At 57.7% G+C, this 23071-nt stretch carries 30 protein-coding genes; 19 read left to right on the top strand and 11 right to left on the bottom strand.

All coding sequences use genetic code 11. The features are described 5' to 3' along the window. Positions 1–6: 6 nt before the first annotated feature. Positions 7–513: a flagellar basal body-associated FliL family protein gene (locus tag AVO44_RS15310; RefSeq protein WP_068338501.1), complete on the top strand. Its 507-nt coding sequence runs from the start codon at positions 7–9 to the stop codon at positions 511–513. A gap of 21 nt (positions 514–534) precedes the next feature. On the opposite strand, the gene AVO44_RS15315 is transcribed toward AVO44_RS15310, so the two are convergent. From AVO44_RS15315 to AVO44_RS15345, 7 genes are all read right to left on the bottom strand, one after another. Then, positions 535–921 (bottom strand): hypothetical protein, encoded by a 387-nt coding sequence (locus AVO44_RS15315; RefSeq protein ID WP_068338504.1) that lies wholly within the window; start codon positions 919–921, stop codon positions 535–537. Next, a complete protein-coding gene (gene flhB / locus AVO44_RS15320; RefSeq protein ID WP_068338507.1) occupies positions 918–2006 on the bottom strand; it encodes a flagellar type III secretion system protein FlhB in 1089 nt (362 codons plus the stop codon). Before flhB ends, AVO44_RS15315 begins: the two co-directional genes overlap by 4 nt. Continuing rightward, positions 2003–2776 (bottom strand): flagellar biosynthetic protein FliR, encoded by a 774-nt coding sequence (locus AVO44_RS15325; protein WP_068338510.1) that lies wholly within the window; start codon positions 2774–2776, stop codon positions 2003–2005. Before AVO44_RS15325 ends, flhB begins: the two co-directional genes overlap by 4 nt. Further along, complete coding sequence (gene flhA / locus AVO44_RS15330; RefSeq protein ID WP_068338512.1) at positions 2773–4860, bottom strand: flagellar biosynthesis protein FlhA; 2088 nt, start codon at positions 4858–4860, stop codon at positions 2773–2775. The genes AVO44_RS15325 and flhA overlap by 4 nt, the downstream gene beginning before the upstream one ends. A gap of 9 nt (positions 4861–4869) precedes the next feature. After that, positions 4870–5565, bottom strand: a complete 696-nt coding sequence (locus AVO44_RS15335) for a lytic transglycosylase domain-containing protein (protein WP_068338514.1) — start codon at positions 5563–5565, stop codon at positions 4870–4872. 73 nt (positions 5566–5638) lie between these two features. Next, the gene (locus AVO44_RS15340) at positions 5639–6067 is read right to left on the bottom strand and encodes an Lrp/AsnC family transcriptional regulator (RefSeq protein ID WP_068338517.1); all 429 of its coding nucleotides are present in this window, start codon (positions 6065–6067) and stop codon (positions 5639–5641) included. Positions 6068–6287: 220 nt separating this feature from the next. Further along, positions 6288–6551 (bottom strand): metal-sensing transcriptional repressor, encoded by a 264-nt coding sequence (locus AVO44_RS15345; protein ID WP_068338520.1) that lies wholly within the window; start codon positions 6549–6551, stop codon positions 6288–6290. A 134-nt stretch (positions 6552–6685) separates the two neighbouring features. Here AVO44_RS15345 and AVO44_RS15350 point away from each other — a divergent pair, with 134 nt between their 5' ends. From AVO44_RS15350 to AVO44_RS15380, 7 genes are all read left to right on the top strand, one after another. Continuing rightward, positions 6686–7300, top strand: coding sequence for a ribonuclease D (locus tag AVO44_RS15350; protein ID WP_068338523.1), 615 nt, complete (start codon positions 6686–6688; stop codon positions 7298–7300). Further along, positions 7297–8259: a KpsF/GutQ family sugar-phosphate isomerase gene (locus AVO44_RS15355; protein WP_068338526.1), complete on the top strand. Its 963-nt coding sequence runs from the start codon at positions 7297–7299 to the stop codon at positions 8257–8259. Before AVO44_RS15350 ends, AVO44_RS15355 begins: the two co-directional genes overlap by 4 nt. A gap of 15 nt (positions 8260–8274) precedes the next feature. Continuing rightward, a complete protein-coding gene (gene lptC, locus AVO44_RS15360; protein ID WP_068338529.1) occupies positions 8275–8874 on the top strand; it encodes an LPS export ABC transporter periplasmic protein LptC in 600 nt (199 codons plus the stop codon). Positions 8875–8877: 3 nt separating this feature from the next. Further along, entirely contained in the window at positions 8878–9369 is a 492-nt protein-coding gene (locus tag AVO44_RS15365) for an LptA/OstA family protein (RefSeq protein ID WP_068338532.1), read from the top strand. Then, on the top strand, positions 9369–10127 hold the full coding sequence (gene lptB / locus AVO44_RS15370) for an LPS export ABC transporter ATP-binding protein (RefSeq protein WP_068338535.1): 759 nt from the start codon (positions 9369–9371) through the stop codon (positions 10125–10127). Before AVO44_RS15365 ends, lptB begins: the two co-directional genes overlap by 1 nt. Before the next feature lie 252 nt (positions 10128–10379). Next, positions 10380–10943, top strand: coding sequence for a ribosome hibernation-promoting factor, HPF/YfiA family (gene hpf, locus AVO44_RS15375; RefSeq protein ID WP_068338538.1), 564 nt, complete (start codon positions 10380–10382; stop codon positions 10941–10943). 61 nt (positions 10944–11004) lie between these two features. Beyond that, on the top strand, positions 11005–11469 hold the full coding sequence (locus tag AVO44_RS15380) for a PTS sugar transporter subunit IIA (protein WP_068338541.1): 465 nt from the start codon (positions 11005–11007) through the stop codon (positions 11467–11469). A 56-nt stretch (positions 11470–11525) separates the two neighbouring features. Here the strand turns inward: AVO44_RS15380 and dalA are convergent, their stop codons facing one another. After that, the gene (gene dalA / locus AVO44_RS15385) at positions 11526–12041 is read right to left on the bottom strand and encodes a divisome-associated lipoprotein DalA (protein ID WP_068338545.1); all 516 of its coding nucleotides are present in this window, start codon (positions 12039–12041) and stop codon (positions 11526–11528) included. A gap of 169 nt (positions 12042–12210) precedes the next feature. On the opposite strand from dalA, the gene AVO44_RS15390 reads away from it, so the two are divergent. Together AVO44_RS15390 and AVO44_RS15395 are read left to right on the top strand one after the other, a co-directional pair. Then, entirely contained in the window at positions 12211–12810 is a 600-nt protein-coding gene (locus AVO44_RS15390) for a L,D-transpeptidase (protein ID WP_068338549.1), read from the top strand. A 140-nt stretch (positions 12811–12950) separates the two neighbouring features. After that, on the top strand, positions 12951–13133 hold the full coding sequence (locus AVO44_RS15395; protein ID WP_068338552.1) for a ferrochelatase: 183 nt from the start codon (positions 12951–12953) through the stop codon (positions 13131–13133). 75 nt (positions 13134–13208) lie between these two features. Here the strand turns inward: AVO44_RS15395 and hemH are convergent, their stop codons facing one another. Both hemH and AVO44_RS15405 read right to left on the bottom strand, forming a co-directional pair. Beyond that, positions 13209–14258 (bottom strand): ferrochelatase, encoded by a 1050-nt coding sequence (gene hemH, locus AVO44_RS15400; protein WP_068338556.1) that lies wholly within the window; start codon positions 14256–14258, stop codon positions 13209–13211. Positions 14259–14314: 56 nt separating this feature from the next. After that, on the bottom strand, positions 14315–15145 hold the full coding sequence (locus AVO44_RS15405) for a methyltransferase domain-containing protein (RefSeq protein WP_068338558.1): 831 nt from the start codon (positions 15143–15145) through the stop codon (positions 14315–14317). Between the two features lie 16 nt (positions 15146–15161). Between AVO44_RS15405 and AVO44_RS15410 the strand changes: the two genes are divergently transcribed. The 4 genes from AVO44_RS15410 to AVO44_RS15425 are packed head-to-tail and all read left to right on the top strand — an operon-like array spanning position 15162 to position 17469. Continuing rightward, positions 15162–15890, top strand: a complete 729-nt coding sequence (locus AVO44_RS15410; RefSeq protein ID WP_068338947.1) for a ComF family protein — start codon at positions 15162–15164, stop codon at positions 15888–15890. Positions 15891–15926: 36 nt separating this feature from the next. After that, the gene (grxC, locus tag AVO44_RS15415) at positions 15927–16184 is read left to right on the top strand and encodes a glutaredoxin 3 (RefSeq protein WP_068338559.1); all 258 of its coding nucleotides are present in this window, start codon (positions 15927–15929) and stop codon (positions 16182–16184) included. Further along, positions 16184–17014: a carbon-nitrogen hydrolase family protein gene (locus tag AVO44_RS15420; RefSeq protein WP_068338563.1), complete on the top strand. Its 831-nt coding sequence runs from the start codon at positions 16184–16186 to the stop codon at positions 17012–17014. Before grxC ends, AVO44_RS15420 begins: the two co-directional genes overlap by 1 nt. A 14-nt stretch (positions 17015–17028) precedes the next feature. Beyond that, the gene (locus AVO44_RS15425; RefSeq protein WP_068338566.1) at positions 17029–17469 is read left to right on the top strand and encodes a MarR family winged helix-turn-helix transcriptional regulator; all 441 of its coding nucleotides are present in this window, start codon (positions 17029–17031) and stop codon (positions 17467–17469) included. Positions 17470–17471: 2 nt separating this feature from the next. Here the strand turns inward: AVO44_RS15425 and ubiG are convergent, their stop codons facing one another. Then, complete coding sequence (gene ubiG, locus AVO44_RS15430; protein WP_068338569.1) at positions 17472–18218, bottom strand: bifunctional 2-polyprenyl-6-hydroxyphenol methylase/3-demethylubiquinol 3-O-methyltransferase UbiG; 747 nt, start codon at positions 18216–18218, stop codon at positions 17472–17474. A 48-nt stretch (positions 18219–18266) separates the two neighbouring features. On the opposite strand from ubiG, the gene pip reads away from it, so the two are divergent. From pip to AVO44_RS15455, 5 genes are all read left to right on the top strand, one after another. Further along, positions 18267–19244, top strand: a complete 978-nt coding sequence (gene pip / locus AVO44_RS15435; RefSeq protein WP_068338572.1) for a prolyl aminopeptidase — start codon at positions 18267–18269, stop codon at positions 19242–19244. Continuing rightward, positions 19241–20062 (top strand): ABC transporter substrate-binding protein, encoded by an 822-nt coding sequence (locus tag AVO44_RS15440; RefSeq protein WP_068338575.1) that lies wholly within the window; start codon positions 19241–19243, stop codon positions 20060–20062. The genes pip and AVO44_RS15440 overlap by 4 nt, the downstream gene beginning before the upstream one ends. Positions 20063–20220: 158 nt before the next feature. Then, positions 20221–20811: a ribosome maturation factor RimP gene (rimP, locus tag AVO44_RS15445; RefSeq protein WP_068338578.1), complete on the top strand. Its 591-nt coding sequence runs from the start codon at positions 20221–20223 to the stop codon at positions 20809–20811. After that, positions 20811–22424, top strand: coding sequence for a transcription termination factor NusA (gene nusA / locus AVO44_RS15450; protein ID WP_068338581.1), 1614 nt, complete (start codon positions 20811–20813; stop codon positions 22422–22424). The genes rimP and nusA overlap by 1 nt, the downstream gene beginning before the upstream one ends. A gap of 22 nt (positions 22425–22446) precedes the next feature. Then, positions 22447–23070, top strand: coding sequence for an RNA-binding protein (locus AVO44_RS15455; protein ID WP_068338584.1), 624 nt, complete (start codon positions 22447–22449; stop codon positions 23068–23070). Position 23071: the final 1 nt, after the last annotated feature.

The raw sequence follows: 23071 nt of genomic DNA on the forward strand, positions 1-23071 counted from the left end.
GATGTGATGAACATACTTTTACCCGTTTTGTTTATGCTGCTGGGTCTTGGCGCTGGAATTGGGGCCGGAGTGACACTACCGCCGACCAGCCGGTCGAGCGAGGCTGTAAAACACAGCCAAGACGCGACGAACCCCACCAATACCTCATCAAATTCAAGCGATATGGTGGGCGAAAACTACAAGAAGAGCGGATATGAATACATCAGGATGGCCAAGCAATTCGTAGTGCCCGTCGTTGACGAGGACCGGATTGCCGCGCTGGTAACTATGACTTTGAGCCTTGAGGCCAGCGTTGGCACGACCGAAGCATTCTATGCGATCGAGCCGAAGCTGCGTGACGGTTTTTTACAGGTCATGTTTGACCACGCAAATTCTGGCGGCTTCGATGGTGCATTCACCGAGTCAGATAACTTAGAAGTCCTGCGCAAAGCGTTGCTTGAAGAGGCGCGTAAAAGCATGGGTGGTGAAGTATCGCGGGTCTTGATCATGAGTGTCAGCCGTCAGGATGTTTGATCCTGACGGCTTTCGTGCAGACTAGTATGATGACAATTTCTTACCCCTAGCGCGTTTGAACGCCTCTGTCTGCGCGGCGGAAAGCTTCGCGACAGCTTGTTGGCGGCCGAATGCCCTGCGCAACGCTTCCATGGCGTTAAGTTTTTGGGCACGAATTCTGGCCAATTCCAGATTGAGTTGGCGGCGTGAGGCCGATTCCCAACTGCTCCACAAAATATCTGTACCGGTCACGCGGTAGCCCTCGGACGAGCCGCTGTCCTTTCGCGATTGCTGCACCTGCGCTTCAAGCCGGGCCAACTGCTGCTGTACGCGGGCCTCGGCCTCAAGCAAGGGGCGCAAAAGCTTGCGCTCTTTTTGAAAAGTGGCTTCAGTGACTTTCTCAAGATCCGAAAATACGTTTTGTTTCACCTGATCTGTCCTTTTGCCTTTTTGCGCATGGCCTCAGCGAAACGGATCGCTGCAGCGACGGGCCGATAATGCTCTTCCGCAATTTCCTGTCCGATCTCGACAGCTGCGTGCAGGGCGCGGGCAGTGGGCGGATCGGAATGGAGTGGAACACCGGCTTCCATGGCGCGGGCTCGGATGGCGGCGGCGACCTCATCAACGCCTTTGGCCACGCAAACTGGCGCGGATCCCGCTGTACGGGCCCATTTCAAGGCTACAGCGTAGTGGGTTGGGTTGACGATGACGACGTCCGCTTCGGGCACGTCCGACATCATTTGGTTCATGGCGATGTCCTGCGCACGTTGGCGGCGTTGTTGCTTTACGTGGGGGTCACCTTCGGCATCTTTGGTTTCGTCCTGAACTTCCTTGCGCGACATCCTGTTCTTGCGCATGTGTTCAGCGTGTTGCCACAAGTAATCCACCACCCCGATCGCCAGTGCCACTGCAATGACGATGAACATAAAGCGAAACAGGAAGTTCATCATTAACATCACGGACATCCGTGCGGGTGATGCGCTGGCCGAAAGAATCGCGGCCATGTTGGCCTTGAGAAACAGCGCCAGGCAGGTACCGTAGATCACCAGTTTCACAAAGCTTTTGGCAAATTCGAACAAGCCGCCGCGACCAAATTTGTTCTTGGCGTTCGAGATGATCGAGATGCGGGAAAGCTTTGGCTTCAACTTGCTGGGCGCGAAGATCAAGGCGCGTTGGGCGATCAAGCTGAGTAGAACCGCAGCGGCGGGCACAGCGAACAGGAGCCCAGCCGACAGTAACGCGGTAGTCAGCATCCCTCCGACCGGGTTGGCGGCTGATCCGTCAACCAATAAGGGTGCGATTTCACCGGCCTGATCAATCAGTACGGCGAACAAGCTGCCCATGCTCTGAACGCTGAATTGTCCAGCTGCGAGCAACGCGACAAGCAACCCGGTATAGGCGGCCACGACGGACAAGTCGTTCGACTTCGCAACCTCACCCTTTTCGCGGGCTTTCTGAAGCTTTTGCGGAGTCGCCTCGTGGGACTTGTCGCTGTCGTCGTCAGATGCGCTCATCTAGGGTCCTCAAGCGGGTTCAGCATGAATGAGAACAAGGCATCCGACCATACAGACAGGATCAGGGGGGTTCCTGCGAACAGAAGGAAAAGGCCCGCGAAGGTGATGGCCGGCGCGCCGACAAAGGCCACCATCAACTGCGGCATCGCACGGTTAATGACGCCCAGCGCGAGGTTGTAGATAAGCGAGGCTATGACGAAGGGCATGGCTAGGGAAAAGGCCAACGCAAAGCTGCGCGCGATCTGTTGCACCCCCCATTGTGACAGGTCCGGCGCAAGCGGTGCTGTGCCCATCGGAAACAATGTATAGCTATGGATCAGAAACTGCGCCGCGCGCACGTGTAAGCCGAGCAAAACAGCAAGTGTTATCCCGGCCAGCGTCAGCATGTACCCCATCGCCGGGACAGGGTCTGCAGCGGCCGGTCCAAGAATTTGCGACAACGACGTTGCCTGGGCAGCAATCGAGCCTGCGGTCTGCAAGGCCAATACGAATACCCGCAGCGCAATTCCCAAGGCGACCCCGATCAGCACTTCGGTTAATACCATACCTACCATAGATAGCAGGTCTGGCTGGGTGACTGGCTCCGCAATCGCAGGTGTTACAATCAAGGTGAAAGCCGCAGCGACACTAAACTTTACGCGCGTCGGGATGCTGCGTTCGCCGAAGGCGGGCAGCAGCGAGACCATCGCCGAGACACGTAGAAAAACGGCAAACATGTGCCACAGACCTTCGCTCAGCTGGGGCAAAAGCTCCGGTGGCAGCGCGATCATGCGGGGACGGTTCCGACCAGCGCTGGACGCGCCTCAAGCCCTATTTCTTCAAAGGACAGCACGGGGTTGGCAATGCCGCGCGCATGCATGACGGTGCGCAGCAGCCGGCGTCGCCGGGTCGAGGTGACCAACGCAGGAAACAGCCCATGATCGGCGGATTGCGCCACACTATCGGTCACACCGTCAGCCAGTTTGTTGAACAGGTTTGGCGGCAGCGCCACGTCAAGACCCGACACAGGTGCATCAATCTGATAGGTGGCGAATGTATCTTCCCACTCCGGCGCCAGCTGGATCAGGGGGATCGAACCGTCTTCGCGTTTCATCTCGGCGACCAGTTGAAAGCCTAATCGTTGCCGAACCAGTTCGCAGATGCCTTCGGGCTGGGTAGTGGTCAGGCGCGCCTCAGCAACAGATTCCAGGATAAGGGCCATGTTGCGGATCGAGACCCGTTCGTCCAGCAGCAGCCGTAGCACGGCATGCAATGTGTCGATAGGCACCTTGTCGGGGATCAACTCATCCAGCAGTTTGCGGTTTGCCTCAGCCCGGACCGGATCACTCAGACGGGTCATCTCGGACAATAGCCGACGAAGGGATTTCAGCGTCAGCAGGCGCGAGAAATTCTGCTTGATGATCTCAAGCAGATGGGTGGCCAGAATCTCAGGCGGTGAAACGATGGTGGCCCCGCTCAACGCGGCGGCCTCTTGGTCCTTGGGTAGAATCCACCGCGCAGGCGCGCCATATACAGGTTCGGTGACATCATTCCCCTCGGGCAGCACATCGTGGCCGTCCTGCACCAGCGCCAGCACCAAGTCAGGGTTCAGAACGCCGCGTGCCTGCTCAACTCCTTGCACCTTGACCACATAAGTGCCCATTGGCAGTTCGGCGCGGTCGGTCAGGCGAATGTCGGGCAGGATCAGGCCAAAGCTAGAGGCCACGTAGGTCCGCATATTGGCAATCCGAGCATCCAGCCCGGTACCCGGATTCAGAACCATGCTGACCAGATCGGGCGCGAATTCCAGATGAACGTCGTCGAGGTCCAGAATGTCTCCGATAGCTTGAGAAGCTGGAGTATCATCCTGTTCCGCAGGGTCTGCGGCCTCGGCGTCCTGCGCGGATTGTTTGCGGTGAACAGTAAAGGCCGCGTAGCCCAGCACGCCCGCGCCCAAAATGAATGGCAAGAAGGGCAAACCGGGCACAAGTGCAAATAGCACCATGAGCATTGCGACAGTTCCCAGAGCGGCCGGATGCCGCCCCAATTGCGAGAAAATCGCATTATCGGTTGCGCCCTGCGTGCCGCCACGCGCCAGCAACAGAGCCGAGGCGATCGAGATGATCACGGCCGGGATTTGCGAGACCAGCCCGTCGCCAACGGTGAGGATGGCATAGGTTTCGAACGCCGAGGAGATCGGCATCCCATGCACGATTACGCCCATGATCAGGCCCATCACAAGGTTCAGCAAAGTAATCAGCAGCCCGGCAACTGCATCGCCTTTGACAAATTTCGACGCACCGTCGAGTGAGCCGAAAAAGGTCGTTTCCTGTTGTTCGCGCTCACGCCGCTCTTTCGCTTGCTGGTGGTCGATGGCCCCGGCGCTCATGTCGCTGTCGATTGCAAGTTGCTTTCCGGGCATCCCGTCCAGAGCAAATCGCGCGCCAACCTCGGCCATGCGCGCGGCACCTTTGGTGATTACCATAAAGTTCACGATCAGCAGAACGCCAAAGACCACCAGCCCAAGAAATATGCTGCCGCCCATAACGAAATCGGCAAAGCCTTCGATTACGTCTCCGGCGGCGTTTGGTCCAGTGTGGCCTTGCCCAATGATCAACTTGGTTGAGGACACGTTCAGCGACAGCCGCAACATCAGCGAGGCCAGAAGGATTGTTGGAAAAGACGAAAAATCCAATGGCCGTTCGATAAACAGCGTCAGCGTGAAGATCAGGATCGCCAACGCGAACGAGGTCGCCAGACCCACATCCAGCACCCAGGCGGGCATTGGCAGGATCATCATCACGATGACCGTCATCAGCGCAAGCGCCAGCAGCACGGTCGGAGAAAACAGGGAACGGGCGTCGATTTTGGGCACGCGATTCTCCTAATCGAACGAGATAAAGGCGGTTGCAGCGCCGGACGGCGGAACCAGAGAGCCCAGCGATTTCCCGCCAGACTGTTGAGGGTTTATCGGGAGCAGAGAGGCCGCACTGGAAGTGGACGTGTCATCCTCGCCCCAGCCCAAGGCTTGCTGCCCGCTTTGATCCAGTTGGGCAAAAACGGTCTGAAAACGGCTTGAATACGACTGTGCCAGTGATGGTGTGCGGGAATGATAGGCCCCGACCGCAGCGGGCCAGGACCCGAGCTCGGCATATAGCCTTTTCAGAAAACGAGCGGCATAAGCGGCATTTTCATAAGGGTCGAACATCGCATCAATGGATCGGAAGGCCTTGCTATGCCAACGATAATTGATTTGAAAACAACCGATATCAAAGCTGCGTTTGCCCGCTTTGAAAATGTTGAAGACGTAAAATTTTGCCTCGCGTTCCGAGGTGAACCAAAATCCCTGCCCCTCAACATTTATGGTCCACGGCCAAGGCTCGAGCCGCCCGTCCCGCGTGCGCCCGGTTTCTATGCGCGCAATCGCACGCAGAACGTCCAATGGTACGTCTTCGGCATGGGCGGCACGGCGGGCGGCGGTGTCACATATCCTGGCCCCGCCGGCATTCGGCATGGCAAAACCCTGATGCGCCACGCACAAGGTAAGAAAACAAAGTCCAAGAATTAAAAGATGAGGCATTCTGCCAGTCCGGAATTCTGATCAATCCGGGCCAAGCTAGTCTTGCTAGGGTTTACAGAGGGTTATCAGCCACTCAAATTCGATCTATCCGGCGGCCAAACACGACACTTGTGTTTGTGCGCTGAACACCGGGGATCTTGGCCAAGTCGTCAACCAGAATGTCCAGATCCTCGAGCCTCGGAGCCTCGGCGGACAACAGAAGATCGAACTCACCATTGATGGACAGGCAGAGTTTCACTTCGGGGTAGGCCTCAAGCCGTTTGATAATGCGCGTGGTTTCCTTTTGCTGCACTTCAAGCAAGACAATGACCTGCACGCGTGGGGCATCCTCGGGGCTGTTCAATATGACGGAATATCCGGCGATTGTGCCGTTCTCTTCCATTCTGCGAATTCGCTCATGCACGGTCGTCCGGGCCACGCCCAGTTTCGCCGCGATTTTCGAGGTCGACTCGCGGGCGTTGTGTTGCAGGGCGGCTATGATGCGACGGTCTAGTTGGTCCATGGTGTCCAAGGTGTAACACAGCGCGTTTGCGGCTCAAGATGTGTCGGAATGCTTTTGGAGATGGCTGTCTGGCCCGAGCGTGGCCAAATTACCAACGCTGCCGCGACCCCGGGCGCCGAGGTCAGGGCCATCCATAAAAGCGTTGTGCCAGCCCGGTTGCCCAACAGTGCAGCAATCTGAGCGCCCGGCAGGTGGCATTGAGCACGAATGCGCACCAACTTTATAGGTATTTTGTTATCGTCTTTAAGCTTTCTATGTCAGGTGAATCGCTTTGACCATCAGGCGACAGACAGTGTTCGATGTGATCGTAGATCAAAACGCGCTTGGCGATAGCGATTGCTTTTTCAACAGCAAAGAGTTGCTGGGCAATGTCGGCGGGAGGGGCCTGATCGTCCAGCATTTGTATGACCTTAGCCAAGTGACCATTTGCCCGCTTGAGCCGTGCTGAGATCTGAGGATGAGAATTACGAGTGTCCAACGTCATAGCTATATCCCTATCCCCCCCATATGGATTCTGTCAAACGCGGGCGACATGAGTAGCGTGATCCTGCCTGCGGCGTTGAGTTTACAAACCAAACCGCCTATTTCGGGGTCAATATCGCGTAAAGGAAGACCCTCGTGGCAAACCATCTCTATAAAAACGACCTGCCGGACGGGCTGGACCTTGGTTCCGTCGTGGCGATTGATTGTGAAACCATGGGGTTGAATCCGCATCGCGATCGCCTGTGTGTGATCCAGATGTCCGGCGGCGACGGTCACAGCCATATTGTACAGGTGGAAAAGGGCCAGACCGCAGCACCGAACCTGTGCGCCATGCTTGAAAACCCGAATGTGCTCAAGTTGTTCCATTTCGGCCGGTTTGATATTGCCGCGATGTATCATGCCTTTGGGGCACTGGCCGCGCCGGTTTACTGCACCAAGATCGCCAGTCGGCTGGTGCGAACCTATACCGATCGGCACGGGTTGAAGAATCTGTGCCAGGAACTGATCGGGGTCGATATTTCGAAGCAGCAGCAGATGAGCGACTGGGGTGCTGAAACCCTGACCGAGGCGCAGCTGGACTATGCGGCCTCGGACGTCTTGTACCTGCACCAACTGCGTGACGCGCTGGACGCGCGTCTGGCACGCGAAGACCGCACCGAGATGGCGCAGGCTTGTTTTGACTTCTTGCCGATGCGTGCGAAGCTTGACCTCGCCGGTTGGCCCGAAACGGATATCTTTGCACACTCATGACCGACAACGAGTCCTTTTTGAAAACCGCCAAGCAGGTTGTCACCGACGAGGCCCGAGCGCTGGATGTGCTGGCTGACAGTTTGGATGATCAGTTCGCCGAAGCGGTGCATATGATCCTTCGGGCTCCGGGCCGTATTATTGTTAGCGGCATTGGTAAATCCGGCCATATCGGACACAAGATCGCCGCCACGCTGGCCAGCACGGGCACGCCCGCCTATTTCGTACACCCGGCCGAGGCCAGCCATGGCGATCTTGGCATGGTGTCCAAGGGCGATGTGGTTCTGGCGATTTCAAACTCGGGCGAAGCGCCTGAACTGGCGAACCTGCTGGCCTTTACCCAGCGCTTTGGGATTCCGCTGATCGGGTTGTCGAGCAAGCCGGAAAGTACGTTGATGAAGCAGGCGGACGTGCACCTGTTGATCCCGTCTTTGGGCGAGGCTTGCGGCTTTGGAATGGTGCCCTCGGTCTCGACCACGCTGACGCTGGCGATGGGTGATGCGCTGGCGATTGCCCTGATGAAGTATCGCGATTTCAAACCCGAGGATTTCCGCGCCTTTCACCCCGGCGGCAAGCTGGGCGCGCAGCTTTCGACTGTGCGTGATCTGATGCACAAGGATTTGCCCTTGGTTCCTGTTGGCACACCAATGAGCGAGGCCTTGCTGGTCATGAGTCAAAAAAGCTTTGGCGTCGTTGGCGTTACGGATGAAACTACCCGCCTTTTAGGTATCGTGACCGATGGCGACCTGCGCCGGAATATGGATGGCCTTTTGGGTAAAAACACTGAAGAGGTCATGACGCGTGACCCGCTTACCATCGCACCGAATGCAATGGCGGAAGAGGCGGTCGCGATCATGAACGACCGCAAGATTACGTCGTTATTCGTGGTTGATCCCGCTGCTCAAGGACGGGCCGAAGGCTTGTTGCACATCCACGATTGCCTGCGCGTCGGGCTGGGTTAGACGGGAGGTATCGCAGTGGACGGACATTCACGCAGGGTACAGTTCCTCAAGGTGTTGCTACCGCTGGTGGCCATCCTGATGCTATCCAGCGTCTTCCTGTTGTCCCGAAGTATCGATACCAGCGTGAACGTGCCTTTCGCGCAAAAGGACATCGACGAACGGCTGGCGGATCAGGTGGTGACCCAGCCCAATTACCGCGGCACCACGCGCAAGGGTGAAGAGGTTCAGATTCAGGCGATCCGGGCCACGCAGGGGACCGGGGCATCCACTCCGACTGCCGCAGAATTCCGCGGTCGTTTGGGTCTGTCGAATGGCGGTGTCATCACGCTGGATTCAAATTCGGGCGTGCTGCGGCCTGACAAGAACTCGGCCACCTTTGTTGGTGACGTGGTCATCACGTCAACGGATGGCACTGTCGTCACCACCGAACTGCTGAACACCGCACTCAACGAAATCCGGGGCGACGCGCCGGGTCAGGTCAATGGAACTGGTATCATCGGCAATTTCACGGCGGGTGGGATGACCTTCGGCACGGAAAAAAAGGATGGTCCTGTCCATATTATTTTTACAGACGGCGTGAAGCTGATATACGAGCCCGAAAAGGCAGAAAGATAACCTGTGACAAATTTTCGTTTTGTTCTGATTTGTTGCGCTCTGACCCTGGGTGCTTTTGGTGCGGCTGCGCAGGAAACGCAGGTCGCGTTTGGCGCTGTCCAAGCAGATCCTAGCCAACCAGTCGAGGTGACATCGGAACGGTTGAACGTCAATCAAGAGGACGGATCGGCCGAGTTTCTGGGAAATGTGATCGTTATTCAGGGTGAGATGCGCCTGACGGCTGAGCGCGTGTTGGTGATCTACAATGAGGAACGCTCGGGCATTGAGCGGATGGAAGCGACCGAAGATGTGGTTCTGGTCAGCCCGCCCGATGCGGCCGAGGGTGACTGGGCTGAATACACCATCGACTCGGGCGTCATCGTAATGAAGGGCAATGTGCTGTTGACGCAGGGACCCAGCACCATCAGTGGCGATCAGATGAATGCCAACCTGACGACCGGCACAGCTACGATGACTGGAAATGTCAAAACCATCCTGCAGCAGGGCGAAAACTGATGACGCGGCCTGAATTGACCGTGGCCCATGGGCAATCAGGCCTTCGGATCGAAAAACTGCGGAAATCCTATCGCAAGAAAACGGTGATCCGGGATGTGTCGATGACGCTCGACCGGTCCGAAGTTGTTGCGCTGCTGGGGCCAAACGGTTCAGGCAAAACCACAACGTTCTATTCGGTCGCTGGTCTGGTGTTCCCCGAGGCCGGCACCGTCACGATTGACGGGCAGACCGTGACGACCCTGCCAATGTATCGCCGTGCGCGGCTGGGCATCGGCTATCTGCCGCAGGAAATGTCGATTTTTCGCGGTATGAGCGTTGAGGACAACATCGCTTCGGTGCTCGACATCTCGGTGAAGCATGTTCATCGCCGCAAAGAACGACTTGAGGAATTGCTGTCGGACTTCTCGATCGAACATCTGCGTCGGGCACCTGCACTGGCGTTGTCAGGCGGGGAACGTCGCCGTGTCGAGATTGCGCGCTGCCTCGCGGCTGATCCGAAATACCTGCTTTTGGACGAACCTTTTGCCGGTGTTGACCCGATCAGCGTCGGTGACATCCGCCACCTTGTTGCCGACCTGAAAAAGCGCGGCATCGGTGTTTTGATCACCGATCATAACGTGCGGGAAACGCTCGAGATTGTGGATCGCGCCTACATCCTGCATGATGGTCAGGTCCTGATGTCCGGCACACCGGATGAAGTGGTCGAAAACGAAAACGTACGCCGCGTGTACCTAGGCGAAAACTTCCGGATTTCATAAGCTTGCGCAAAATTGCGCCGACGGTAGGGCGGATTTTACGTATATGCACGTCTGTTTTGATTGACTCTTTCGCCGTCTCTTGCCTCAATTGGGCTATGGCGTTTCTTCGGTTCCCGTCTGGATCACGATCCCCCTTCTTTGAAGGGAGGCAGGTGCGGCTACCGCGGAATATGCCTTTATCCCCCACCCGATAAAAAGACATGCGTCGCTCTACGTGACGTAAGAATGGGTGTGAATTGTGAAGGAGATCACATGCGTTATCAAATCAGCGGAAAACAGATCGACATCGGTGCGGCGCTGCAGACTCACGTGCAGACCGAGCTGGGCGAGGTTGTGGGTAAATATGCCCAGCGACCTACAGATGCCAACGTCGTCTTTTCCCGTTCAGCGCATGAATATGTATGCGAAACCACAGTGCATCTTTCCACTGGCCTGACAGCGCAGGCCAAGGCCCATGCGACTGAAATCTATGCGGCCTTCGAAGGCTGCTGTGACAAGATGGAAACACAACTGCGCAGGTATAAGCGGCGGCTGAAGGACCATCACAAGGATCGTGCAGAGCCTGTTGAACTCTTCGGGGCGTCGTCTTATATCCTCGCCTCTGATGAATCTGAGTCGGCTGACGAACCCGAATCCCTGCAGCCGATGATCGTGGCCGAGATGGAAACCAAGATCCCATCGCTGAGTGTTGGTGAAGCCGTTATGCAGATGGAACTTGCCGGTGCCCCGGTGCTGGTGTTCCGGAATGAAAACAAGGATGGATTGAACGTCGTGTATCGTCGGGAAGACGGCAACATAGGCTGGATTGATCCGTAACAGGCAAGAATAGCAAAGGCGCGCCCCCGCATCTGTGGGAGCGTCGCCATGGAGCGTAATCATGGAGCTTTCGAGCATACTGAAGCCCGAGGCAGTCCGCGTATTGTCTTCTGCTTCCAGCAAGAAGCGGTTGTTTCAGGAAATTGCGGATGTGGCTGATGCGACACTGGGCCTTGAAGCTCAGCTCGTCGTTGACGCGCTGCTAGAGAGAGAAAGCCTCGGGCCAACCGGTGTTGGGCATGGCGTGGCGCTCCCGCATGCAAGGATGGGCGGGTTGGAAAGTGTTTCGGGCGTGTTCGTGATGCTTGAAAAGCCGCTTGATTTTGGCTCGGTCGACCGCCAACCGGTCGATATCGCTTTTGCCCTGTTCGCGCCCGAAGAGGCCGGGGTGGATCACTTGAAAGCGCTTGCGCTGGTGTCTCGTACCTTGCGCGATACGTCAGTCTGCTCGAAGCTGCGCGCCAACCCGGATCCGGTCAAGCTGTATGCCATTCTGACCGAAGCACAATCAATGCAAGCGGCTTAGTTTACATAAGAAAAAGCCCCCAGACATCCGGGGGCTTTTTTCGGATTCCAACGCGACTACCCGCCGGTGCCCATTTCCAATGTCCACCAGATTTTGCCGCCGCCTTCCTGATGCCAGGCAAACCCCATTTGCGTAGCCTTCGGATCCATGATCACCGAGCGCGGCCCGGGTTCCTGCATCCAGGCAGCGAGGGTCTCGGTCTCGGTCTCATAGGTCTCAGAGATCGCTTCACCTAGGAAGGTACCAAAGTAGCCCACGCGCCGCGCGCGGTCGATCGGAGAGGACCCGTCCGACCCAAAATGCCATGGACGATTCTGTCGGGCCATGTCCTTTGAATGTGTTGCCGCGGCAGCGTTCAGTTGTGCGTTCAGTTGCACGGGCTGCAAGCCTTGAGCCTGACGCAGCGCATTGACCGAATCAAGCATGCGGAACTGCAGTTTTTCGGAGTTTCGCCCGATCTTGTAAACTGTCGGCAATGGCCGCCCGTCCGAGCCATAGGTCGGAGTGCTGGTTGGAGTACACGCTGCCAGCGCAACAACGCATGCAAAAAGGAAAGAAACTATACGCGTCATGATTAGCCTGATGATTGGTTTAACCTAGGGCATAGCGCGACAGACGGCCTTGGGCAAACGAACGGTGCCCCCATTTCGCATGATTCTGCCGGTTTGGTTTGCGACTGAAGCATTCTGGCAATAGAATATGTGAGATTTTCAGGTTGGCCTTAGCAGAGGACCGTTCATCATGGTCAAAAAATACTTACACACTTCTACCCGTCGTGGGTTCATTGCCGGAGCGTCGGCAGTATTGGCCTCTCCTGCTATCGCGCAATACATACCCGGCGATCCGCTGCGCCCCGCGCCCGAGCCGGAACCGCAGGTGCGTCGGAACATTTCGGGTTTTCGCGCGCAGGATTGGCGAACCTATTTCTCAAATACAAATAACGGCGCGATCCTGGTTGATACAATTTCTCGTGCGTTACATTACTGGTCCGACGACCAGAGAACCTATAAACTCTACCCGTCTTCAGTGCCATTGACCGAGGAATTGACCCGTCGTGGCCGGACCAGCGTGATCCGCAAGGTTGAAGGTCCAAGCTGGTCTCCGACGCCATCGATGAAAAAGCGAAACCCCGAATGGCCGGACTATATTCCGCCAGGTCCGGATAACCCGTTGGGAACACACGCTTTGTATCTCAGCTGGAAATATTACCGCATCCATGGCACGCATGACACACGCAAGATCGGCCGCCGATCGTCAAATGGATGTATCGGCTTGTTCAACGAAGATATCGCAGAATTGTTTTCAATGACGAATGTTGGCACGCAAGTGTTGCTAATTTGACCACATTTTTGCTCACGAACCCGCTTGCAGCGCAAGTTGCAATTGCATTCCAGTCAGATAGCTGATTAGAAAAATAACACGAGGTAAGTCTTGGGTGCGCGGTTTCATTATTTGGAATCGTGCAAATTCTGGAGGTTAATATGAAGAAACTCGTTCTCGCCGCTGCACTGACCGCTGCTGCTTCGACCGCTTATGCCGGTAACCTGGAAGAGCCGATTGTCGAAGCACCGGTTGTTGTGGAAGAAACACAGGGCACGTCGCAGGGTATCCTGCTGCCGCTGATCCTGCTGGTCGTCGTAGCCGCAGCTGTTGCAGCAAGCTAATTTGACGAGCGTTATCTAGAGAAAAGGCGGTGGAGCACTCCACCGCCTTTTTTCATGCCTGAGTACAAAGATGGCTCAGTCCAACCAGCCCTTCAGATTATCTTCGATCACTTTGCCAAGGGCTTCGATGTGCGAATCGTCATCGTTGAGGCAAGGGATGTAAGTAAACTCCTCACCGCCCGCTTCCTCGAAGCTTTCCTTTATCTCTTCGTTAATTTCTTCCAGCGTTTCGATGCAATCGGCTGAAAATGCGGGTGCGATGACGGCGATGTTTTTCTTGCCCTGTTTGGCCAAGTCGGCCACGTGGTCAACTGTATAAGGTTTCAACCATTCCTCGGGGCCAAAGCGCGACTGGAACGTCGACGTGATCTGATCATCTGGCCAGCCGAGCCGTTCCTTCAGCAATCTTGTCGTCTTGGCGCATTGGCAATGGTAGGGATCGCCCTGTTGCAGGTACCGTTCCGGCATACCGTGGTACGAACAAACCAGGATGTCCGGCTTGGTTTCCATCTGGGCATAGGCGTTTTCCACCGACCGGGCCAATGCGTCGATATAGGCGGGCTCATCGAAATAGGGTGGTACCGTGCGGGTAGAGGGTTGCCAGGCTTCATCCATCAATGCACGGAAGAACTGATCGTTGGCGGTCGCGGTCGTAGCGCCCGCATAATGCGGGTAAAGCGGGAAAAAAAGCATGCGATCACATCCTGCGGCTACCATTTCGCGCACTTTCGATTTGGTCGACGGGTTTCCGTAGCGCATGCAGAAGTCGACCAGCACCTGATCTCCATAGCGCGCCTGCATCGCTTTGCGCATCTTGGCTGTCTGGTCCTTGGTGATCGTCATGAGTGGGCTTTCGCCCTTATCGTGGTTCCAGATCGACTTGTAAGCCTCACCCGAGCTGAAAGGACGCTTGGTCAGGATGATGCTTTGTAAGATCGGCTGCCACTTCCACTTGGGATAGTCGATCACGCGCTGATCCGACAGAAACTCGTTCAGATACCGCCGCATTGGCCAATAGCTATAGTCATCCGGCGTGCCCAGATTGGCCAGCAGGATACCAACACGGCCCATTTTGACCTTGGGGTGGTCTGCGGGGGCATGGGATGGGCGGGTGGCGTCAAACATGTCGGGCTTCCTGAATTTCTGCGTATCGGGCTGAGATAACTGGAAAAGACCAGTCGTCAATCGGGCAGTTTGCCTTCTTTTGTTCCCAAGGCATCGGCAAGGCGCGCTTTGGCCGATCCGGGGCGCAAGGGTTTTTGTTGGCTTTCGTCGGGTGACCAGCCGGTCAGGCAGATCAATTCGTATGTTGCCGGCAGCCGCCCTGAAGGGGTCGAGAAGTGGCCGGCATAGATCTCTTGGGCGCGCGAAAAAATCTTCCGTTGTGTGGGGTGTTTCACACGCCCGGACAAGCTGTTGGTCTCTCCCATCGCGCGCAGGTCATGCATCAGGTGGGTCAGGTCGCGATATTCCGCCGTCAGACGGGCGGTGTCGGCGACTGGCAGGGCAAAACCCGCCCGTTGCAGCAAGCCGCCGAGATCGCGCAGTTCGGCCATGGGCGCGATGCGAGGGCTGAGCCCGCCAGTGACTTCTATTTCAGCCTGTCCAAGAGCCGCGCGCAGCTCGTGCAGGGTTTCGCCTCCCAGACATACCACCAACAGCAACCCATCTGGCCTTAGGGCGCGGTGGCATTGGATCAGTTGGCCCACGGGATCATTGGCCCAGTGCAGCGCCATGGCGTGGATCACCAGATCATGCGCCTTGGGGTGCAAGGCCAGAACCTCATCATCCGGGATAACCTGTGCGTTGGTCAGAACATTCTGCCAAATCTGTCGGAACGGCGTCACGATCACCGGGGCCGTGAAGGTTTTGTTAACCATAGAGAGGCGATCCTGCACTTCGTCCACGGCGGCATGATGCAGGAACAGGGCCTCATCCCGCGCTCGGGCACGGTGCCGGTCAAGTGCCCGGCGGTCGAACAGAGAGGGTGCAGTGGAGTCAGGCAGCTTCATAGGGCGGAATTATCGCATCTTGCAGCGAATTCAAACCGCTGTTCAACTGATCTATCCAGCGCGGTGTCTGGGATGCGGTGATCTGACCGAAACCGATTTTGGTCTGTGTGGTTCTTGCTGGCGCGATACGCCCTTTATTGGCGGGCTCGTATGCGAAAGTTGCGGCGTTCCCCTGCCGGGCGCGCCAGACGGTCATCGAATTGACTGTGATGACTGTATGAAAACACCCCGCCCCTGGAGCGCCGCGCGCGCCGCGCTTTTGTACGAGGGCAAGGCAAGGTCGTTGATTCTGGCGTTGAAACATGGCGACAGACCGGAATTGGCCCGCCCAGCGGCCAGGTGGATGGCGCAGGCTGGCAGGGACTTGATACGCGATGATATGCTGATTGCGCCGGTGCCGTTGCATTGGTCGCGATTGGTCAAGCGGCGCTACAACCAGTCGGCGCTGTTGGCGCAGCATCTGGCGCGCGAAACCGGGCTGGACGTTTGCCCGGACCTTCTGAAGCGTCGGGTCCGGACGCCTGTTCTGGACGGGAAAACCGCAGCGGAACGGGCAGATACCCTGTCAGGCGCGATTTCACTGCACCCCGGACGCCTGCATCGGATGCAGGGCCGGGATGTGCTGTTGGTGGATGACGTCATGACCTCGGGCGCGACACTGACGGCCTGTGCACGTGTCTGCCGTGAAGCTGGCGCAAATCATATTTTTGTGTTGGCTCTGGCGCGCGTTGCCAAGGATGCCTAATTCGCACAAGATTGTAAAAAATCTGAAGGACAAGAAATGAAACCGGTTGAAATCTACACCTCGCCGCTGTGCGGCTACTGCCACGCGGCCAAACGTCTGCTGAAACAGAAGAAAGTTCAGTTCAAAGAAGTCGATGTGCTGATACATCCCAAACGCAAGCCCGAAATGATCAAGCGCGCGGGCGGCAAACGCACCGTGCCGCAGATTTTCATCGGTTCACAACATGTCGGCGGCTGCGATGAGCTCTATGAACTTGAGCGGCAGGGCAAGCTGGACCGTCTGCTGGCAGCTTGATGAAATCCGCGCTGCTGCAACTCACCTCGTCTGATGATCCGGTCGAAAACCTGGCGACCGTTCGCGGCCTGTTGGCCGAGGCGGCAGGCCAGGGCGCGCGGTTCGTTCTGACACCTGAGGTGACGAATTGTGTCTCTACCAGCACAACGCGGCAGCGCGCGGTTCTTCAGCACGAAGAAGATGACATCACGCTCGCGGGCCTGCGCGATCAGGCCGCTGAGCTGGGCGTTTGGCTGTTGATCGGCTCGCTTGGGATCAAAACCCATGACGCTGACGGACGCTTTGCCAACCGCTCCTTCCTGATCGACCCGCAAGGGCAGATCGTGGCAAAGTACGACAAGATTCATATGTTCGACGTGCAAGTCACCGAGTCTGAGACGTTCCGCGAATCAAAGAACTACCGCCCGGGTGATAAGGCCGTTTTGGCCCAGACCGACTTTGGTGCGATTGGGATGACCATCTGCTACGATATTCGGTTTCCACATCTCTATGCGTCTTTGGCGCAAGCAGGCGCGCGGATTCTTACTGTTCCGGCTGCATTTTCCCCAGTGACCGGCGCAGCGCATTGGGAATCGCTGCTGCGTGCACGGGCGATTGAGAATGGCGCATGGGTGCTGGCACCAGCGCAAACCGGAGAGCACGCGAAAACCCGTGGAAAGACCCGCCACACATACGGCCACAGTATGGTCGTGGCCCCGTGGGGAGAGGTCGTTGTCGACGCAGGGACCGATCCGGGCATTCACTTTTTCGATTTGGATGATAATCCTGTGGCTGAGGCGCGTCGCCGCGTGCCCTCGTTGACGCACACCCGTCGTTTTGACGGGCCCTGATCCAGAATCGGACCATGACAGACGATCACAATGCCCTCGCGGTCACGCTGTTCAGCGAGATCCTGACCGCAGACCAGCTATTGCGCAACCGGCTCAGCCGGGTGCTGCCAAAGGGCATGGAGATTTCACATTTCTCGGTTCTGAACCATCTGGTCTTTGTGGGCGACGAACGGTCGCCTGCGCAACTGGCAAGCACGTTCCACGTCACGCGCGGGGCGATGACCAACACTCTGGCCAAGTTGGAATGGGCCGGATACATCCACATCCGTCCCGATTGGGACGATGCTCGCCGCAAGATGGTCGCGATCAGCCCCGCTGGACGTCGCGCGCGCGATCAGGCAATCGCGTCAATTGCGCCGATGATCAACCGCGTGGTTGAAGAGTTAGGTGTTGAGCGCGTGCGCAGCACGTTGCCGGTGCTGCGCGATCTGCGCATCCAGTTGGAAGGCGAATAGCTTTAGCTTGGCTTCACACTCGCCGTCACATAGTTCACGCTCAAATCCCGGTCTGAGATCGACCAGCTCCAGAGAATCGGATTGAAGACAAAGCCTTTGCGATCTACCGGCTCCAAACCCGCCTGACGCAGCAGGTCGAACAACTCGTCGGGCGTGATGAACTTGCTCCACTCATGCGTGCCGCGCGGCAGCCAGCGCATGACCACTTCGGCCCCGAAAATAGCCATCGCATATGATTTCGGGTTGCGGTTGATGGTCGAGCAGATCTGCAGCCCGCCGGGTTTTAGCAGTTGTTGTGTTGCGGTTAGATACGAGAGCGGATCGGCCACGTGCTCGACCACTTCCATGTTAAGAACAACATCGAATTGCTCACCTGCGGCAGCCATGTCTTCGGCCGTGGTGTGGCGGTAATCGATCTCAAGCCCGGATTGCTCGGCATGAATGCGGGCGACGGGCAAATTGCGTTCAGCTGCGTCCGCGCCAACAACCTTGGCGCCCAAACGGGCCATGGGTTCGCTCAGCAACCCACCACCGCAACCGATATCCAGTAGGCGAAGGCCTTCGAAAGGCTTAGGCGACTTTAAATCCCGGTCGAATTCTCCTGCGATCTGCTGTGTGATATAGTCAAGACGGCAGGGATTCAGCATGTGCAGAGGCTTGAATTTCCCATGCGGGTCCCACCATTCCGCGGCCATCGCCTCGAATTTTGCGATCTCGGACGGGTCCACAGTATTCGGATGCGCTTGCATTCCTGTCTCCGTATGCTCTTTTACGTTAAAGGACTATATAGGGCGATAATGGACAAGTACCCGGACCAAAAGCGCGCAGTGCAATATCTGTACCCGCCGATCGACCCGTTCGATCAGCGCATGGTCGATGTTGGCGAAGGCCACCGTATCTATATGGAACAGTGCGGCAATCCCAATGGCGTGCCGGTTGTGGTCCTGCACGGTGGGCCGGGGGGCGGCTGCAGCCCGGCGATGCGCCGCTATTTTGACCCGAATACGTACCGGGTGATTCTGTTTGATCAACGCGGGTGCGGTCGATCCCGGCCACACGCATCAGTGACCGACAACACCACTTGGCATCTGGTGGCTGACATAGAACGGCTTCGAACCCTGCTGGATATCGACGACTGGACCGTGTTTGGCGGCAGTTGGGGCGCCACACTGGCGTTGATCTACGCGCAGGCGCATCCCGATCGCGTGAACCGATTGGTGCTGCGCGGTGTCTTTTTGGCCACGCAGGCCGAATTGGATTGGTTCTACGGCGGTGGGGCCGGCAAGTTCTGGCCCGAGCAGTGGGCAAAGTTCACCGCGCTGCTGACCGAGGGCGAGCTGTCCGACACAATCGGCGCCTACAACAAACGGCTCTTCTCGGGGGATCGCGCCACTGAAATCCTTTACGCGCGGGCCTGGTCCGCGTGGGAGAACGCCTTGGCGTCGATTCACGCGCAAGGCGGGGTCGGGGAAAGCCCTGGTGAATACGCGCGTGCCTTTGCGCGGCTGGAGAATCACTATTTCATGAATGCTGCTTTCCTTCAGAAGGATGGGCAGATCCTCGACCAGATTGGAAAGATCGCACACATCCCGGGACATATCGTGCAGGGCCGTTATGACATGATCTGTCCGCCGCAGGCCGCGTGGGCCCTTGCTGATCGCTGGCCCAATGCCGAGCTGAAGATGGTACGCAACGCGGGCCACGCTCTGTCTGAACCCGGCATCAGTGCCGAGTTGGTTCGAATCATGGACCGCGTGGCCGAGGGGGTAGCATGACCCGGATTGACCGCCGCGCTCTGTTCGCCTCGGGTGCCGCGGCTGCCTTGTTAGCGGCGACGGGTAAGTCACTGGCGGATACGCCAAAGGCGGGGGGTGCTCTACGATTGGCCGTGCCGCGCGACGATAGTCTGGAGCTGGTGGCGCGCGGGGCTGTTTTTGATACGCTGACCGAGATTGCGCCCGACGGCACGTTGCGCGGCGAATTGGCGACTGGCTGGCATACCGATGCCGAAGCGCGTGTCTGGCGTTTTGACCTGCGAAAGGGTGTTACCTTCCACGACGGCGCACCGCTGGAAGCCGCCGATGTGGTGGCTGTTCTGAGTGAGGTCGGACAAGCTGAGGCACTTGCTGCAGATTCGGTTCGGCTGGAGCTTGCCGAGGCTAACCCGGGCTTGCCATTCCTTCTGGCTGACAACCGCTTTGTCATCACCCGGGGCGGACAGGGCGTAACGCCGCTGAACAAGGCAAACGGCACCGGATGCTACCGGGTGGAACGCGCGGATGACGATCGTCACTTCCTGGGCCGCAAAGTGTCCGGGCATTATAAGGACGGTTCGGCAGGGTGGGCGGAGACGATCGAAATCATCGTTATCCCCGATGCCCGCATCCGGGCCGAGGCGCTGCGGGACGGATATGTCGATGTGGCCGCTTTGCCGGCAGGTGACGGTCTGAAAAACCAGCGTGGGTTGCGATATTTCCCAAGCGAATCGAACATGGCGCTGGCCGTGGCACCGCATGTGGGTATGCCGCGTCAGATTGCTACGGGCCGCGCGCTTGATGATGGCCGCATAGCCGAACGGTGGTGGTTGGCGTAAATCAGGCCACGCAACGCGCTAGGGGTTGCAGATTCGGGAAACCGCGCGTATATGCAGGTGCAACAGCGGCGTGTCGGGCTTCGGTCCGGGGCTCCACCGGAAAGTTCGACGGGCCGCGCGCCCGTTTTTTTGTGCCCGTTCGAAGGGTAGAGCACCAGATGACAAATGACCTGATAGCCAAGGCAGCCATAGACCGGCGACTCGCGGAAATCATTACGCCCGTGATCGAGGATTTGGGGTACGAGCTTGTCCGCATCCGCTTGATGAGCGGCAAGCAGACCACGCTGCAGATCATGGCAGACAAGCCCGACGGTGGTATCGAAGTTGATGATTGCGCCGAGATTTCCAACGCCGTCAGCGCCACGCTGGATGTCGAGGATCCGATCCTTGACGCCTATACGCTGGAAGTGTCCAGCCCGGGCATCGATCGACCCCTGACGCGTCTGAAGGACTTTGAGATGTTCGAAGGGTATGAGGCCAAGATCGAGACTGCTGAACTGATCGACGGTCGTCGGCGGTTTAAAGGGGAACTGGCCGGGATCGAAGGGAATGAGGTTCTGATCAACATCCCCGAAGGGAGTGAGACCATCACCATCGGTCTGCAATTCGACTGGCTGAGCGACGCCAAGCTGGTCCTGACCGATGACCTGATCAAGGAAATGCTGCGCCAGCGCAAAGATGCGGGTGCCCTGAACGAAAACGCTTTCGACGAGATTGAGACCGAAGGGTCCGAAGAGGAGACGAACTGATGGCAATCACCTCAGCCAACCAGCTGGAGCTGCTGCAGACCGCCGAGGCCGTGGCCCGCGAAAAGATGATCGACCCCGGTCTGGTTGTCGAAGCGATGGAAGAATCGCTCGCCCGTGCCGCCAAGAGCCGTTACGGCGCCGAGATGGACATCCGCGTGTCAATCGACCGCAAGACTGGCAAGGCGACCTTTACCCGCGTCCGCACAGTGGTCGAGGATGAGGAGCTTGAGAACTATCAGGCTGAGATGACCGTCGAACAGGCGCGCCAGTACATGGAGTCGCCCGAGGTTGGTGACGTTTTCGTCGAAGAAGTGCCGCCGGTTGAAATGGGCCGCATCGCGGCTCAGTCCGCCAAGCAGGTGATTCTGCAAAAGGTCCGCGAAGCTGAGCGGGATCGCCAGTACGAAGAATTCAAGGATCGCGCCGGTACAATCATCAACGGTGCTGTCAAACGCGAAGAGTTCGGCAATGTCATCGTCGATCTGGGTGGGGCCGAAGCTGTTCTGCGCCGCAACGACAAGATCGGTCGCGAAAGCTATCGCCCGAATGATCGCGTGCGGGCGTATATCAAGGAAGTCCGCCGCGAGGTTCGTGGCCACCAGATCTTCCTGTCGCGCACCGCGCCGGAATTCATGGCCGAGCTGTTCAAGATGGAAGTGCCGGAAATCTATGATGGCATCATCGAGGTCAAGGCTGTGGCCCGTGATCCCGGTTCGCGTGCCAAGATTGCCGTGATTTCTTATGATGGCTCGATCGACCCCGTCGGTGCCTGCGTTGGTATGCGCGGCAGCCGCGTGCAGGCCGTTGTGAACGAATTGCAGGGTGAAAAGATCGACATCATCCCGTGGAACGAAGACCAGCCGACATTCCTTGTGAATGCGCTTCAGCCCGCCGAGGTTTCCAAGGTGGTTTTGGACGAAGAAGCCGGCAAGATCGAAGTCGTGGTACCTGAGGAGCAGCTGAGCCTCGCCATCGGTCGCCGCGGTCAGAACGTGCGTCTGGCCAGCCAGTTGACCGGCCTGGACATTGACATCATGACCGAAGCCGAAGAATCGGCACGTCGTCAGAAGGAATTCGAGGCGCGCACCAAGCTGTTCATGGATAGCCTGGATCTGGACGAATTCTTTGCGCAGCTGCTGGTTTCTGAAGGCTTTACCAACCTCGAAGAGGTGGCCTATGTCGAGATCGATGAGTTGCTGGTCATCGACGGTGTCGACGAAGGGACCGCGCAAGAACTTCAGACCCGTGCGCGCGAGTTTCTGGAAGCACAGGCCAAGGCGGCGCTGGACAGTGCGCGGGCGCTGGGCGCCGAGGATAGCCTTATTGAATTCGAAGGCCTCACACCCCAGATGGTAGAAGCGCTGGCCAAAGACGACGTGAAGACGTTGGAAGATTTCGCAACCTGCGCCGACTGGGAACTGGCTGGCGGCTGGACGACCGTCGACGGTGAGCGGGTCAAAGATGACGGTGTGCTTGAACCTTTTGGTGTTTCTTTGGAAGAAGCGCAGGATTTGGTCATGACCGCACGCATCATGCTAGGTTGGGTTGACCCGGCCGAGTTGGCGCAGACCGAAGAAGATGGCGAGTCTGTAGATGAGGAGGCCGAGGCCTGATCTCAGGTCTCGGGGTAGGCGCATGGGTCGCGGTGGCGTCCATAAAGATCGGTCCGAAGGACCTGAGCGTAAGTGCATCGCCACGGGCGAGGTGCAACCCAAATACGGGTTGATCCGCTTTGTGACGGGGCCGGACGGTCAGGTCTATCCGGATGTCGCGGCGAAATTGCCGGGGCGCGGGGTCTATGTGTCGGCAGATCGAACGGCCTTGGATAAGGCGGTGGGCAAAAAACTGTTCGCGCGCGGGTTCAAGTCTCAGGTAAATGTGCCTCAGGACTTGGTGGACGAGGTCGAAAAGCAGGTCTCACGCCGTGTGATCGAGTTGTTGAGCCTGGCACGCAAGTCCGGCGATGCTGTCGCCGGATACGAGAAAGTCAAGACGTGGCTGGACCGGGAAGAGGCCCAGGTATTGATTCAGGCCGCTGATGGATCGGGGCGCGGAAAGTCGAAACTCAGCACGCCGCACTTCGGAAAATACATCGGCTGGCTGACGGCGGACGAGTTAGGACAGGCTTTTGGGCGCCAAACGGTGATTCATGCGGCCTTGGCCTCTGGTGGACTCGCCAAACGTGTTGTAGAGGAAGCGCAGCGCCTGCGTGGCTTGCGCGAAACGGATGACGGCGGCAGGGGCCGCGCGGAAGGGTAAG

Source organism: Ruegeria profundi, from assembly GCF_001507545.1.
GTDB classification, from domain to species: Bacteria; Pseudomonadota; Alphaproteobacteria; order Rhodobacterales; family Rhodobacteraceae; genus Ruegeria; species Ruegeria profundi.